26 protein-coding genes are annotated in these 11,730 nt (G+C 27.8%); 21 read left to right on the top strand and 5 right to left on the bottom strand.

Features of this window, described 5'->3' with window-relative positions; all coding sequences use genetic code 11:
* Positions 1–219 precede the first annotated feature (219 nt).
* Positions 220–741, bottom strand: a complete 522-nt coding sequence (locus PF569_00140; GenBank protein MDA3854635.1) for a hypothetical protein — start codon at positions 739–741, stop codon at positions 220–222.
* 228 nt (positions 742–969) lie between these two features.
* Between PF569_00140 and PF569_00145 the strand changes: the two genes are divergently transcribed.
* The 18 genes from PF569_00145 (at position 970) to PF569_00230 (ending at position 9,202) form a co-directional block, all read left to right on the top strand.
* Positions 970–1,122, top strand: coding sequence for a GIY-YIG nuclease family protein (locus tag PF569_00145; GenBank protein ID MDA3854636.1), 153 nt, complete (start codon positions 970–972; stop codon positions 1,120–1,122).
* A gap of 144 nt (positions 1,123–1,266) precedes the next feature.
* Positions 1,267–1,563, top strand: a complete 297-nt coding sequence (locus tag PF569_00150) for a hypothetical protein (protein MDA3854637.1) — start codon at positions 1,267–1,269, stop codon at positions 1,561–1,563.
* Between the two features lie 397 nt (positions 1,564–1,960).
* Positions 1,961–2,665, top strand: coding sequence for a helix-turn-helix domain-containing protein (locus tag PF569_00155; protein ID MDA3854638.1), 705 nt, complete (start codon positions 1,961–1,963; stop codon positions 2,663–2,665).
* Positions 2,643–2,891 carry a hypothetical protein gene (locus tag PF569_00160; protein MDA3854639.1) on the top strand — a complete coding sequence of 83 codons (249 nt, stop codon included), beginning with the start codon at positions 2,643–2,645 and terminating at the stop codon, positions 2,889–2,891. The genes PF569_00155 and PF569_00160 overlap by 23 nt, the downstream gene beginning before the upstream one ends.
* A 175-nt stretch (positions 2,892–3,066) precedes the next feature.
* Positions 3,067–3,531 (top strand): hypothetical protein, encoded by a 465-nt coding sequence (locus tag PF569_00165; protein MDA3854640.1) that lies wholly within the window; start codon positions 3,067–3,069, stop codon positions 3,529–3,531.
* A 75-nt stretch (positions 3,532–3,606) separates the two neighbouring features.
* On the top strand, positions 3,607–4,212 hold the full coding sequence (locus PF569_00170; GenBank protein ID MDA3854641.1) for a hypothetical protein: 606 nt from the start codon (positions 3,607–3,609) through the stop codon (positions 4,210–4,212).
* A gap of 37 nt (positions 4,213–4,249) precedes the next feature.
* Positions 4,250–4,921 (top strand): hypothetical protein, encoded by a 672-nt coding sequence (locus PF569_00175; protein MDA3854642.1) that lies wholly within the window; start codon positions 4,250–4,252, stop codon positions 4,919–4,921.
* Between the two features lie 439 nt (positions 4,922–5,360).
* Complete coding sequence (locus PF569_00180; GenBank protein MDA3854643.1) at positions 5,361–5,639, top strand: hypothetical protein; 279 nt, start codon at positions 5,361–5,363, stop codon at positions 5,637–5,639.
* A gap of 6 nt (positions 5,640–5,645) precedes the next feature.
* Positions 5,646–6,413 (top strand): 3'-5' exoribonuclease, encoded by a 768-nt coding sequence (locus PF569_00185; GenBank protein ID MDA3854644.1) that lies wholly within the window; start codon positions 5,646–5,648, stop codon positions 6,411–6,413.
* A 67-nt stretch (positions 6,414–6,480) separates the two neighbouring features.
* On the top strand, positions 6,481–6,678 hold the full coding sequence (locus tag PF569_00190; protein MDA3854645.1) for a hypothetical protein: 198 nt from the start codon (positions 6,481–6,483) through the stop codon (positions 6,676–6,678).
* Entirely contained in the window at positions 6,675–6,890 is a 216-nt protein-coding gene (locus PF569_00195; GenBank protein MDA3854646.1) for a hypothetical protein, read from the top strand. The genes PF569_00190 and PF569_00195 overlap by 4 nt, the downstream gene beginning before the upstream one ends.
* Positions 6,890–7,117, top strand: coding sequence for a hypothetical protein (locus tag PF569_00200; GenBank protein MDA3854647.1), 228 nt, complete (start codon positions 6,890–6,892; stop codon positions 7,115–7,117). Before PF569_00195 ends, PF569_00200 begins: the two co-directional genes overlap by 1 nt.
* Positions 7,111–7,740 (top strand): hypothetical protein, encoded by a 630-nt coding sequence (locus tag PF569_00205; GenBank protein MDA3854648.1) that lies wholly within the window; start codon positions 7,111–7,113, stop codon positions 7,738–7,740. Before PF569_00200 ends, PF569_00205 begins: the two co-directional genes overlap by 7 nt.
* Positions 7,727–7,900, top strand: a complete 174-nt coding sequence (locus PF569_00210) for a hypothetical protein (protein MDA3854649.1) — start codon at positions 7,727–7,729, stop codon at positions 7,898–7,900. Before PF569_00205 ends, PF569_00210 begins: the two co-directional genes overlap by 14 nt.
* Positions 7,900–8,148 (top strand): hypothetical protein, encoded by a 249-nt coding sequence (locus PF569_00215; protein ID MDA3854650.1) that lies wholly within the window; start codon positions 7,900–7,902, stop codon positions 8,146–8,148. Before PF569_00210 ends, PF569_00215 begins: the two co-directional genes overlap by 1 nt.
* Positions 8,135–8,500: a hypothetical protein gene (locus PF569_00220; GenBank protein ID MDA3854651.1), complete on the top strand. Its 366-nt coding sequence runs from the start codon at positions 8,135–8,137 to the stop codon at positions 8,498–8,500. Before PF569_00215 ends, PF569_00220 begins: the two co-directional genes overlap by 14 nt.
* A gap of 124 nt (positions 8,501–8,624) precedes the next feature.
* A complete protein-coding gene (locus tag PF569_00225) occupies positions 8,625–8,984 on the top strand; it encodes a hypothetical protein (protein ID MDA3854652.1) in 360 nt (119 codons plus the stop codon).
* A complete protein-coding gene (locus tag PF569_00230; protein ID MDA3854653.1) occupies positions 8,969–9,202 on the top strand; it encodes a hypothetical protein in 234 nt (77 codons plus the stop codon). The genes PF569_00225 and PF569_00230 overlap by 16 nt, the downstream gene beginning before the upstream one ends.
* An 18-nt stretch (positions 9,203–9,220) precedes the next feature.
* Here the strand turns inward: PF569_00230 and PF569_00235 are convergent, their stop codons facing one another.
* The 4 genes from PF569_00235 to PF569_00250 all read right to left on the bottom strand — a co-directional run bounded on the left by PF569_00235 (position 9,221) and on the right by PF569_00250 (position 10,715).
* A complete protein-coding gene (locus PF569_00235) occupies positions 9,221–9,364 on the bottom strand; it encodes a hypothetical protein (protein ID MDA3854654.1) in 144 nt (47 codons plus the stop codon).
* 66 nt (positions 9,365–9,430) lie between these two features.
* The gene (locus PF569_00240; protein MDA3854655.1) at positions 9,431–9,916 is read right to left on the bottom strand and encodes a hypothetical protein; all 486 of its coding nucleotides are present in this window, start codon (positions 9,914–9,916) and stop codon (positions 9,431–9,433) included.
* A gap of 1 nt (position 9,917) precedes the next feature.
* Positions 9,918–10,400: a hypothetical protein gene (locus tag PF569_00245; GenBank protein MDA3854656.1), complete on the bottom strand. Its 483-nt coding sequence runs from the start codon at positions 10,398–10,400 to the stop codon at positions 9,918–9,920.
* Positions 10,401–10,547: 147 nt separating this feature from the next.
* Positions 10,548–10,715 (bottom strand): hypothetical protein, encoded by a 168-nt coding sequence (locus tag PF569_00250; protein MDA3854657.1) that lies wholly within the window; start codon positions 10,713–10,715, stop codon positions 10,548–10,550.
* A gap of 224 nt (positions 10,716–10,939) precedes the next feature.
* On the opposite strand from PF569_00250, the gene PF569_00255 reads away from it, so the two are divergent.
* The 3 genes from PF569_00255 (at position 10,940) to PF569_00265 (ending at position 11,626) form a co-directional block, all read left to right on the top strand.
* Positions 10,940–11,155, top strand: a complete 216-nt coding sequence (locus tag PF569_00255) for a hypothetical protein (GenBank protein ID MDA3854658.1) — start codon at positions 10,940–10,942, stop codon at positions 11,153–11,155.
* Between the two features lie 85 nt (positions 11,156–11,240).
* Positions 11,241–11,408: a hypothetical protein gene (locus PF569_00260; protein ID MDA3854659.1), complete on the top strand. Its 168-nt coding sequence runs from the start codon at positions 11,241–11,243 to the stop codon at positions 11,406–11,408.
* Positions 11,402–11,626, top strand: a complete 225-nt coding sequence (locus PF569_00265) for a hypothetical protein (protein MDA3854660.1) — start codon at positions 11,402–11,404, stop codon at positions 11,624–11,626. Before PF569_00260 ends, PF569_00265 begins: the two co-directional genes overlap by 7 nt.
* Positions 11,627–11,730: the final 104 nt, after the last annotated feature.

The following is an 11,730-nucleotide window of genomic DNA, read 5'->3' on the forward strand; positions in this document are numbered from 1 at the left end:
TCCATGTTAACAATTTAGGATTTAAACAACTTACTCGTTTTAAAATAAATGTATTATTTTGCCCTTTTGAAAGTTGTTTTGTTGCTTCTTCTTTTGAACCAAAGAAACCGAATGCTTGCGAATTTTTTGCAATTAATTTTGATGTTTTCATAGTGATTTTTTAATAAATAATAAACAATAAATAAATGTGAATGCAAATTAATGCACCCACAAATATTTTTACTTTACATCAGTAGGACTAACTTCATAAAAAACTTTAGTTACTAAACCTTTTTTAGCTGTGCCGGGAGTTGTGTAACCTTCTTTTTTATAATCTAAAATCCACCCTTCTTTTGGATCCGCATTAAAACTTGTACCCTCTAATTTCAAGCCTACCTTAATATGATTGCCTGTTAATTTTGGATTTTTGCAAGACACACCACGTAGTGTGTAAATTGTTTGTTGCTGTTTGTCTTGCTTCGGTTGGATATTACTTTCGGCCTCTGCTTTTGCCCCAAAGTATCCAAAACGCTGCAAGGCTGACATTGAAATAATCTCGTCTGTGGTAGTAATCATTGCAAAATGTGACATATTGTCACCCGCTTCGTTTGTACCTGTTCGCAAAATTAACTTTTTGAAAGTACCTGTTAATGGCAGTGAATATAATTCAACCGCTTTTTCAAGTTTTGAGTCTTTTATGCCTGCTTCTTTACCTGCTGCTAATAACTCTTCGTACGTTTTTAATGTTTCAATTGATTCCATTGTAATTATTTTTTAAAGATTATTAAATTTCTATTGAGAGGAAGAAAAAATAAATTCCTTTTCCCGCCCTTTAGACATGGGGGTAGATTAGTATACAAGAAACGCATTCAGAACATAAAAATTCAAAAATTTTAAAAAAAATTATAAAAAGAATTCTTTATAAACATCTCTAAATTTAATAATGTCCTAATTTACTCTTTTAATGAAATAATATTAAAGAATTATAGTATGAAAAAATCAGCGGTTTATAAATTAACAAGTCCTTCTGGAAAAGTTTATATAGGACAATCAGTAGATGTTGCTCAAAGATTTTCTAAGCATAAAAGACAAACTTCAAAAACAAAAACTAAATTAGGGAGTGCTATTAGAAAATATGGTTGAGAAAATTTTACAATAGATTATCTATTTATTACAGAAGATAGAACAAATATAAAAGATATTTTAAATCAGTTAGAAAAAGATTTTATTAATTTATATGACAGTATTACACTGGGGTATAATCTAATGTCTGGTGGGGATTCAAGTATGCATTCTCCAGAAACTATAGAAAAAATGAGGAAGTTTCAACAGAATAAAACACAAGAGCATAAAGATAATATAAGTAAAGCTTGTACAGGAGTTACAAAAATTTTCGATAAGGATATTAAAAGAGCTAGAAAACAAGTACATCAACTAAATAATAACTTAGAAATTATAAATACATTTAATTCTATTGCTGATGCAGCTAAATCTCTAGAAACTTCCGCTACTCAAAAAACTAAATCAAGTAGAATTGGTGAATGTTGTAATAGTAAAAGATTATCTGCTTATGGATTTACATGAAGATTTAAAACATCTTCCTGATAATATTATTCACTAAAAAATTATAAAAAAATTTTTTATAACCTCCTAAACCAAAAATTTCCAAAAAATCCAATCAAAGGCTGCCAAAAAATTCTTGAAAACCTGGCTCTTTACGTATAGTTTTTTAAGTTATAAGTATAGTTATGTGCAAAAAATTTGCCTAAAGTGTGCAAAAAATTTTTCAACTGTAAAAGAAATTTTTCCAGAGTGTGTAAAAAATTTTTTTAGCTATGTCTAGAATGACTTTAATAAAGTAATTTATAGGTAAAGAAAGGAAATCCTTTAGCGCATAGACTTAAAATAGGCCAGTATCGATAAGTTTCCATTTTTTCACACTCCTAGAAATTAAGTGTGCAAAAATGATTATCTTTACACTATGAATAAACAGCATTTCCAGTTGCCAAATGACATGACTAAAGATGGAAAATTGACACCAAATGATTTATTAGTTTATGTAACCATCAAAAGTTTTTACAATCATAAAACTACATTATGTTTCCCAGGGCTTAGAGCGATTTCTAAAAAATGTGGATTTTCTATACCAACTATTAGAAATTCTATAGAGGCTCTGGAAGAAGAACAATGGATATCGGTTAGCAGAAATAAAAGAAGGGGGTCAAAACAATTTTATACTTTCAGAAAAAGTGCAAAATTTGAGATGTTTAGTCCAGAATTTTTAGATAATGAAGTAATACCAGCTAAAGAAAAGGCTTATTTAACTGCACTTCAACAATACATGTATAAAGATATAGAAGGATTAGGAAAAGTTTCCTATTCAGAGGAAGAATTATCAAACATAATTAATTTGTCAGAAACAATCATACAAAAATATGATAAATCCTTAGAACTTAAAGGATTACTATCAGTAGTTGACTCTAATAAAATGGAAAATGGTATTATGATAAATAATAGATTTTATCATTTAGATGAACTTGGTCAGAGTATTATATTTGCATTACAAACACATGATGCAAAAATAGATAATAATTCAAAGGAAATTAAAGATCTTCAATATTTAATTAAAAAATTATTAAAAGATAAAAATAAAACTACAGAGAATGGAGAAATTATCTTACCATAAGAAAGAACTTACTGAAAAAATTAGAAATAATATTATATTATATGAGGGAGAAGACCCTAATGTTAGAAAAGATGCACTCTCTAATACAATTAAATTATGTAGAGAGTATAAGGAAGTAGTTAATGAAGATTATAAACATAGATTTTCTGGAAGTATTATTAGTTTCTCAGAAGCTTTATTAGAAGAATTAGAAGTTATACTTAATAAATTAAATGAAAATAACTAAGGAAAAGTATGCTGTTTATCTAAGAGATTACAGATGAATAAACAAAGTAAACTATATAAAAGGGATAAGAGGGGCGGTATGTATGAATTGTGGAAACACTAAAAAATTACATATTCACCACATTAAATACTCTGGAAAATATCCTTGACAAGCTAATGATTCAGATTTAATTTGTTTGTGTAAACAATGTCATAGTGCTGCACATTCTGGATCTCTTATAAACTTATTAGAACTTATACAAAGATTTAATGAGAGAAAAAATGATATTACTAGAGTAATGTGTTTTGAGAAGAGTGGAATTTTCTTAGGAAATTATTCAGTAGAAGAAGCAGCTAAAAAATTCTCAGCTAAAGAAAAAGGAATTATTAAGTGCTGTAATAGAAAAGTAAAAAGTAGTAAAGGATTTATTTGGAGATTTGCTAGGGAGGGACAAAGAATAGAGACTTTTGCAAAAGTAAAAGCCCCTATAGGAGTAAAAGGATACATTCATTTTACTTTTGGAAGATTCATTTCATCGAACTTATTGACTCCTTGGGAAATTAAGTTTCTAACTTCAGTACTACAAAGAACCAAACTAACAATGGCTCACAAAATAAAAATAGTTAAAATAGTAAACAGATTGGAAAATATTAAGAATTAAATATGGTTAAATTAAAAATATTCAAAAAGTTTCACAATCATGTATTTATGGAAAAAATTTTTGTATCTTTGTAGTATGAAAAATTATGGAGTGGCATACTATACGCCGGAAATAGAAGAATTTTATATTGGATTTGAGTTTGAATATGAAATATATGATCCAGAAGTAATGGATGGTCTTGGAGGAAACAGATATATAAAAGATATTTACAACAAAGATTCTTTTATGTACCTTGATTATGAACTATGTGAGTTAGATTTAAGTAGAGTAAGAGTTAAATATTTAGACAAAGAAGAGATAGAGAGTTTAGGATTTGTATCAATTCTTCCAGAATGGTCAGACCCAGCTACATTTACTTTTTATAAACAATCAGAGCTTGAAGAGTTTCAAAATTTAAAAGAATGTAAACTTAAAATAATTGGAATTACTTTTATTGGGACTGATTTTATAGATACTTTAGAAATTATTAGAGATGGTAATGTTATATTTTATGGAAGTGTAAAAAATAAGTCAGAATTAAAAAATAAAATTATGAATAAAAGAGAATTAGTGGATTTTGGTAAATATATTTTATCAACAAAGAGAGAACTTAATATTAAGAATGATACTAGTGGTGTACCATACAGTGATAGTAAAGATAAAATATTTGATGCAGACATTGCAAACTTTAGAGTAAAGTAAATGAAAATATGTACAGTATATCACAGAGTGGATTTAGATGGCTGCAGCAATAGTTAAACATTGGTTTTTAGAGAATCATGAAAATCCACATATAGAAGATGGAAGTATTAGAGTATTAGAAGATATATCAGATACTTTAGATTTTATAGGATATAATTACGGTGATCCTATTCCAGACTTATCAGAATATGATAAAGTGATAATGTGTGATATTAGTTTTCCATTAACTAATATGTTAGAAATAAATGATAGATTAATGGATAGTGAGACATTAGAAACTAATTTTATTTGGATTGACCATCATATATCTGCAATTAAATCTAATATTACAGTAGAAACAGAGGGTCTTAGAAATACTAACTTTGCAGCTTGCGAATTAACTTGGAAACATTTAATGCAAGGAATGAGGGGTGATCCTAATAAGGAATCTACTAATAATAGTATGCCTGAAATAGTTAGACTACTTGGATTATATGATTCATTTAATCATACAAGAAAAAATAATTTTACAAGAGAGGAGATTAATGATTGTTTAGACAATAAATTTTATCATCATAAAGACTCTCGTGAAAATGCTATTGATGATTGGTTCCATGGTATAGATGTTAAACTTAAAAAAGCTTTACCCAGAGCTAATGATGAACAAAAAGTCTTAGAATTTCAATATGGAGCTAGAGGTGTAATTATGAAGAAGCTTATGATTGGTTAATTCAATCTAAAAAGGACTTAGAAAGAAATAATAAAGTATTTGATGTAACTCCAGAAGATTTAATTTTAAATCAAGGAAAGGCTATATATTCTTATCTCTGTACAGAAGCTAAACAAACTTATAAGAATGGTTTTGAAATAGAACTTATAGAATCTAAAGGTTATATTGATACTAAAGGTTCTATAGCTACTACTGATCATAGAAAATTTATAGCTATTAATCGTGAGAGGTTTAATCCTATTAACTTTGGTATAGATTACCATAAAGATGGATATGATGGTTGCGCTTGTTTTTGGTTTGCTGATGGCAACTGGAATTTCTCTCTTTATAATGATAATGGAGAAGTAGATTGTTCTACTATTGCTAAACAATATGGAGGAGGTGGTCACAAAGCTGCTGCTGGTTTTAGAATTAATGATTTAAAGGAAATAATATAATAATGTTATATTATAGACCAATCTGGAAAGAAATTTCTAAAGAAAAATATAACAAACTAACTAAAGGACTTTCTGAAGTGGAATTATTATTTCAGAATAGTCTTTCTAGAGAACCAGTATTTGAATTACCAGATACTGGCGTGGGTTTAATAAATTTAGATAAAATAGAAATAAAAGATTTTAGATATTACCAAAGAACTGGTAAATTAGAGTTAACTTTTATAGGTTCTGCAGAAGGGTGTAAGGCTGTGGAAGAGGCATTTAATGGACTAATAAATTAATAAAATATGAGTAAGTACTTCTTAGACACAGAATTTCATGAGTACAAGAAAAAAGGAATAGATACAATAGAATTAATCTCTATTGGTATAGTTGGGGAAGATGATAGAGTATATTATGCTATCTCTAAGGATTTTAATTTAAAGGATGCTTGGAATAATGAATGGTTAAGAGAGAATGTATTAAAGCCTATATGGAAAGAATGGGTGTGGAATCCTCTTAAAAAAGAATTTCCTTTTAATAAAGAATCTATTAAAGATATTTTAAATAAATATGGTAAAACTAATAAACAGATAGCTGAAGAAATTAAAGAGTTTGTTAATTATGCTAATCATACTAAAGAAGGATTTAATACTGTATTTAATAATTTAGATATAAAAGATAAGGTAAATTGGATGAAGAAAGATAAACCAGAATTCTATGCTTATTATGCAGACTATGATTGGGTAGTATTTTGCTGGTTATTTGGGAGAATGATAGACCTCCCAAAGGGATTCCCAAGGTACTGTATTGATTTAAAACAAGAATTAGACAGAAAAGTAAACACACTTGATTGGCTATACCTTAGAGATACTTGGAATAATAGTAGGATGAGTATAAAGACAATAGGTAGAGGTGTTTCACAAGAAAAAGACAGACTTGCTACTTTTAATGAAAAACTAAAAAGGTTAAAAGAACTTGATGAATACCCAAAGCAAACTAATGAACACAACGCCTTATCAGATGCGATTTGGAATAAAGAATTATATGAATTTTTAAATAATGAACATTATTAACAATCCTAAGCTGACATTAAAAGATTTCTGATTATATATATGCTTACATGAACATAAAGATAAATCTTTGAAAGAATTATCTGAAATAAGTAGTTATTCTATTCCTATAATTAGAAAATCTATAGAAACGCTTAAAAAGGAAAATTATTTAGAAGTAGTTAAAAAAGGAAGAAAACAACAATATATATTAAAGGATAAATTAAAGTTTACCTTTAAAAGATTAAATACAGTTAAAGAGACCGCTTACTTTATTGCATTTTTATGATTAAACAAGAATTAGAAGATATTATAGAGCAAAGTTTCCAAGAATTTGAAAGAGGGAATTTATCTCCTCAGGAAAAGATTTCTATAGTAGAAAAGATAATAATTAATGGGAGAAACTATTTAAATAAATACAAAACTCCTTACAAACATCCTTTTATGAATGATAAAATTAAGATTACCGAAAATCTTTTAGATAATATGCAAAATACATAATGGTACATACACTAACTTTTGTAGAGAGTAAAGAAGTAAAAGAAAGTTATAAAAACTACTCTAAAAGAAAAAAATATATAGAACATAAACTAGAAGACATGTTTTTAAAATTACTTAAAGATAAAAACATTCCTTTAGAGGAAAAGGATTTAGGAGATAGAATAGAATTTAGTAAAAAAATAGTAATCTTTTCAGAAGAAGAGTATAAAAAAATATTAGAATGTTAGAACAATTATTACAAAAAGCATATAGACAATTTTTTGAAGCTGTAATTAAAGATCTTAAAGTTGAATGTCTTACTACAGGAGGAAGAAAATTAGCTATCCCTAAATTAAATGATACACAGTTAGCTATAATCGAAGCTTTAATTAAAAATGAGCCAGTAACTATCAGTTCAAAGAGAGGAATTGGAACATCTACAGCTATTTATTTATTTTTAGCAGCTAATTTAGTTTGTGGAAAATACAAAAGAGTAGCTTTAGTACATAATTGTGGTGCAGCAGATCACCATGCTATGGGAAAACTCAAAGATATTTCTAGACAAATTATTGAGAACCCAACAAGTCGCAGTATATCTAATGATGGAATTGAGATAGAGACAGTATCTCTTGATAGAATAGAATATAGTAGAGGTCAATATGATTTAATTATCTTTGATAATATTGATAATTGTGATAAACCTCATTTTGAAAATAAAGATTATGGAATATCTATTTATACTTCTGAAAAAGAAGGATATAAAGATAGGATAGAAAACCTTACAAAAACCTTAAGTAAAGACCTTACACGGATAGAGAGTCACTTAAAAGAATTAAATTTTTTAAAAGAGCAGTTAAATGTCGGACAGTAAATTAGTAGAGAAAGTTACCTTGAATGCTACAGAGGTTTTCAAAACTCAACCTTCTTATAGTGGTACAATAACACTTCCAGGGAATCAAGTTAAAGATTTATTTCCAAGTATAAGTATTCCAGATGAATATTTAAATAAACGAGTAGTAATAGAATTTTAATGGCAAAATATAGAAAGAGACCAGTAATAATAGATGCAGAGATTTTTGATGGAACAGATGATTCTGTATTTAGGATAAAGAAATTAACATCAGCAAATTCTGTTTTTAGAGGAGATGAATGTTTAATGATACATACTTTAGAAGGGGAGATGAAAGGCTCTATTGGAGATTATATTATTAGAGGAGTTAAAGGAGAATTATATCCATGTAAACCTAATATATTTAAAGAAACATATGAAGAATTATAAAGAAGCATTATTAATATTAATTGAAGTTATTAATGCAACAACACAGTATGGAGAAGAAATGAAAGGAAGAATAAGTTTTCTTGAAGGAAAACATGTAGAGACTACTTTGGGGACTTTTTCTGAGATTTTAAAAATAAAAATTGATTATGAAGATGTAGAAGTTATGCCAATTCTAAATAAAGAATTTCAGATGAATGAAAAATTTAGTTTAGAAGATGCCTATAAAGAAACATATAAAGACTTTCTGCAGTACATTATTTTTGCCAAGAAGTGTATTTTTAAAGATACATCAGGGCATACAAGATTTTTTGTTCCATTAAAAGAACTATTAATAGATGGATTCAGTTACTAATGAAAGATTTTCCAACATCAAAAGAAATATTGGAAGATAAATTTAGAACCTTTCCAGGAATAGATAAAATTACTATTATTATTAAATTACGTAAAATCAAAATCGCATTAAAGAAATTATTTAAATGGAACAATTAAAAGAAATTAAAAACTCCTTAGAAAATATAGAAATAAGTTCAGAAGATTCTATATTCACACTCTTACTTATATCTGATTTATTAGAAGATGTAATACAAAAAGAAGATGAAGCAACTAAGAGAAGAGCTAAGGTAGAAGAGGCATTAAAAACACCTACATTTAAAGATGCACTTGGGGTAGTATTAGATAGGTTAAGAAATGATGAAGATTTTTTTAATGCATATACAGCTAATATTGCTATGGATGTATTTGATGCTTTTCAGAAGAATGAAATAAATTTTCCTCAATTGATAGATGTATCTAACCAAGCTGCACAAAACTTTATGAATCGATGGACAGGAAAGTAGCCTTTGTTTCCTTTGAATTGGACAATCCAATAGAAAAGATGAATACTATATTAGCAGAAGATGAATTTTTAACAGGAGCTATTGAATGGTATTCAGATAAGCTATTTAATGAGAGTGGCATAGAAACTTTTAGTCAAACTAAAAATATGATTGTAACGGAAGACGGTTATAAAATTGCTGTTTTCTCAGAGACAAAATTTAATCCAATGATGAATTAATAAAAAAAAGCCAAGCACTTAATTGTGTTTGGCTTTTGTTTTTATTACTCCTTTAATATTAAAGGGTTTTCCTGGTACAAACTTCTCATATTGATTGAAGTCATAAGTATCAGAAAATTCTATGTCTCCATTATCTTTCTTTTTTAAGGTAAAATTTTTCAATACATTTAAAGGAGAAACTACTTTATCATTAAAAGATCCATCTTTATTATATAAATCTCTATTTTTTCATGCTTGAAATTCATTTACAGAAACTGTTTTTCCTTTATATAAATCTCTAAGTTTATTAAGATATTTTGTATCTTTTTTAACTCGAGTATCTCTTCTTTTTATATCATTAATATATTCTGGATTTAAAGAAACTTTGCCTTGTGCTATAGCTTGTTTAAGATCTTCACTTACTTTATTTTCTGATATTCTCTGCTTAACAGCATTAGTATCTACTAATATTTCATTAATATAATTTTTTGGTAGAGTAACTGTAGAATCATTTACTGTGGGCAAATATTTTTTATCATAAGATAATCCCAATCGTCTTCTCCAAGCGGCATCAGAAACAGGTTCTTTCTTCTTATCAGCACTTCTACCCATAGCTGCTGATATTCCTAATCTTATGCTGTGTGGAATACTGGGGTAGTCTTGCGTAGGATCTACTGCGTTGTATATTTTTTTATTTATCTTATCCCCTAATTGATATTTCTTTATATATGTCATATTATTGTCTTTTATAAGCCCATTTAAAAGTTTTCAACCAATTACTAGATCTATTGTCTGCTATTTGTTTTGCATTATTTACTTTATTAATGAGTTCTTTTATTTTACTTCCTAAAGGAGCTCCTTGTTTAATATTTCCTTGAGAATCTCTCTTTAATTGGTTACTTCTAAGATGTGTTGTTCTTCCAGAACTTGTTCTGTTTAAAGAACTATAAGGACTAGTAGTTTTGGAGACCCGTTCTGCAGAAGTAGTTCTCGGTTCTGTAGTTTTTATAAATTTCTCTATAGGCTCAGTTCTTGTCTGAAGAGTTTTATCGAAGGAAGACTGTAAATTAGGTTCCTTTGGAGTAAGTTTCTTAATTAAAGCTGCTTCTGGTTTTTCTAGTAAAAACTTTGGCTCATGTTTTGGTTTAGAGTAAGACTTTACAACGTAATTAGTAGGAGTGTCTTTATAATGAAATCTATAAAAATCAGTTGGCTTCATGATAGATTTAGGATTTTTTATACCTCCTGAAGCAAATCTAGAGTCCTGAAGTTTCTGTTTTGCTTTCTCCGGATTTACTTCTTCTGAGGTTTTATCTGGAGTGTGGTTATTATCTTTTTTAAAAGAATACTCTGAACTTAATTCATTTCACGATTTCATAGAATCTTGTCCATAATTATATAAAAGTAAACTATCATTATAGCTTTCTTTCCTTTTCTCAAAGGCACTCTTTTCCTTTAAGTAGTTTTTTCTAGCTGCATCATACTTATAAGGATCAATTTTATTTCCGGATTGGTGTTTCTTAATAAATTTCATAGTAGTTATTTTATTTATGTACAAAGTTAGAAATAAATATCTTAAAAAATTCTATTAACAGATTATTTTTTAATGTAAAAGGATTAAGAACACTTTCTGACTAATTTTACCTATATAGTATAAAATAAAAATAATAATTATAATATAAAGTTATTTAAAACAAATATTTTGTAATTTTTTCATATTCTGTATTTTTTCTAAAAATAATATTGTATATTTGTACTATGAAAAATGATAATAGTTACTATTGTAAGCTGTTAAAAGAATTTGATTTTCAATACAATGCAGACACAGATGCATGGACAAGAGAAGACTGGGTAGTTAGATTTTGGGATAATCAAATAGAAGTATATGAAGATGTAAATGATAGAGTTGGAAGATATTTATTGCTAGAAAATAAAGAGACACCTTTAAGAGTTATTTTAGAAACTATTAGCTAATTTATATGGGCTTGTAGTGTAATGGTAGCACAGCTGTCTTCAACACAGCTAAGTTTGGGTTCGAGTCCTAACAAGCCTGCAAATTATGACGGAAATACAAGAACAAATAGTAGAATTAAGAAAAGAAGGACTAACATATAGAGCAATCCAACTTAAATTAGGGAATCCGTCTAAAAAATTTATTAGAATGACCCTATTAGAATTTGCCCCTAAGTTAGTAGGAGATGTAGTACCAAATTTTGGGAAATGGTAGAAGTATTAAAAGAAACAGAATTATTACCAACTCTTAAGAAAGAGGCTGCTTTAAAAGGATTAGAAGTATTCATTTTTAGAGGAGAAGAATTAGATAAATTTTATAAAACAAGATATGATAATATAGCAGTTGCTTTGTTAGCAAAAAACAAAGAGAATGCAGAATGGAATTTAAAAAGTCTACGAAGGTGTTACTTAATGTGGCCTGAGACGGAGTAAGTATAAGGTATGCGACAACAGGATGAGTTTTCTCACACAATAATAAATCTCGCATGAACTAAATACAATCAGCCCGCTCAGAAGAGTGGGCTTTTATTTTTTAA

This window comes from Candidatus Woesearchaeota archaeon (genome assembly GCA_027858315.1).
Taxonomy (GTDB): Archaea; Nanobdellota; Nanobdellia; order Woesearchaeales; family UBA583; genus UBA583.

Bases quoted from the DNA above. Each gene is read 5' to 3' on its own strand.
- PF569_00140 (MDA3854635.1), bottom strand. From the start codon at position 741: ATGGAATCAATTGAAACATTAAAAACGTACGAAGAGTTATTAGCAGCA.
- PF569_00145 (MDA3854636.1), top strand. From the start codon at position 970: ATGAAAAAATCAGCGGTTTATAAATTAACAAGTCCTTCTGGAAAAGTT.
- PF569_00150 (MDA3854637.1), top strand. From the start codon at position 1,267: ATGCATTCTCCAGAAACTATAGAAAAAATGAGGAAGTTTCAACAGAAT.
- PF569_00155 (MDA3854638.1), top strand. From the start codon at position 1,961: ATGAATAAACAGCATTTCCAGTTGCCAAATGACATGACTAAAGATGGA.
- PF569_00160 (MDA3854639.1), top strand. From the start codon at position 2,643: ATGGAGAAATTATCTTACCATAAGAAAGAACTTACTGAAAAAATTAGA.
- PF569_00170 (MDA3854641.1), top strand. From the start codon at position 3,607: ATGAAAAATTATGGAGTGGCATACTATACGCCGGAAATAGAAGAATTT.
- PF569_00175 (MDA3854642.1), top strand. From the start codon at position 4,250: ATGGCTGCAGCAATAGTTAAACATTGGTTTTTAGAGAATCATGAAAAT.
- PF569_00180 (MDA3854643.1), top strand. From the start codon at position 5,361: ATGTTATATTATAGACCAATCTGGAAAGAAATTTCTAAAGAAAAATAT.
- PF569_00185 (MDA3854644.1), top strand. From the start codon at position 5,646: ATGAGTAAGTACTTCTTAGACACAGAATTTCATGAGTACAAGAAAAAA.
- PF569_00195 (MDA3854646.1), top strand. From the start codon at position 6,675: ATGATTAAACAAGAATTAGAAGATATTATAGAGCAAAGTTTCCAAGAA.
- PF569_00200 (MDA3854647.1), top strand. From the start codon at position 6,890: ATGGTACATACACTAACTTTTGTAGAGAGTAAAGAAGTAAAAGAAAGT.
- PF569_00205 (MDA3854648.1), top strand. From the start codon at position 7,111: ATGTTAGAACAATTATTACAAAAAGCATATAGACAATTTTTTGAAGCT.
- PF569_00210 (MDA3854649.1), top strand. From the start codon at position 7,727: ATGTCGGACAGTAAATTAGTAGAGAAAGTTACCTTGAATGCTACAGAG.
- PF569_00215 (MDA3854650.1), top strand. From the start codon at position 7,900: ATGGCAAAATATAGAAAGAGACCAGTAATAATAGATGCAGAGATTTTT.
- PF569_00220 (MDA3854651.1), top strand. From the start codon at position 8,135: ATGAAGAATTATAAAGAAGCATTATTAATATTAATTGAAGTTATTAAT.
- PF569_00225 (MDA3854652.1), top strand. From the start codon at position 8,625: ATGGAACAATTAAAAGAAATTAAAAACTCCTTAGAAAATATAGAAATA.
- PF569_00230 (MDA3854653.1), top strand. From the start codon at position 8,969: ATGGACAGGAAAGTAGCCTTTGTTTCCTTTGAATTGGACAATCCAATA.
- PF569_00240 (MDA3854655.1), bottom strand. From the start codon at position 9,916: ATGACATATATAAAGAAATATCAATTAGGGGATAAGATAAATAAAAAA.
- PF569_00245 (MDA3854656.1), bottom strand. From the start codon at position 10,400: ATGAAGCCAACTGATTTTTATAGATTTCATTATAAAGACACTCCTACT.
- PF569_00250 (MDA3854657.1), bottom strand. From the start codon at position 10,715: ATGAAATTTATTAAGAAACACCAATCCGGAAATAAAATTGATCCTTAT.
- PF569_00255 (MDA3854658.1), top strand. From the start codon at position 10,940: ATGAAAAATGATAATAGTTACTATTGTAAGCTGTTAAAAGAATTTGAT.
- PF569_00260 (MDA3854659.1), top strand. From the start codon at position 11,241: ATGACGGAAATACAAGAACAAATAGTAGAATTAAGAAAAGAAGGACTA.
- PF569_00265 (MDA3854660.1), top strand. From the start codon at position 11,402: ATGGTAGAAGTATTAAAAGAAACAGAATTATTACCAACTCTTAAGAAA.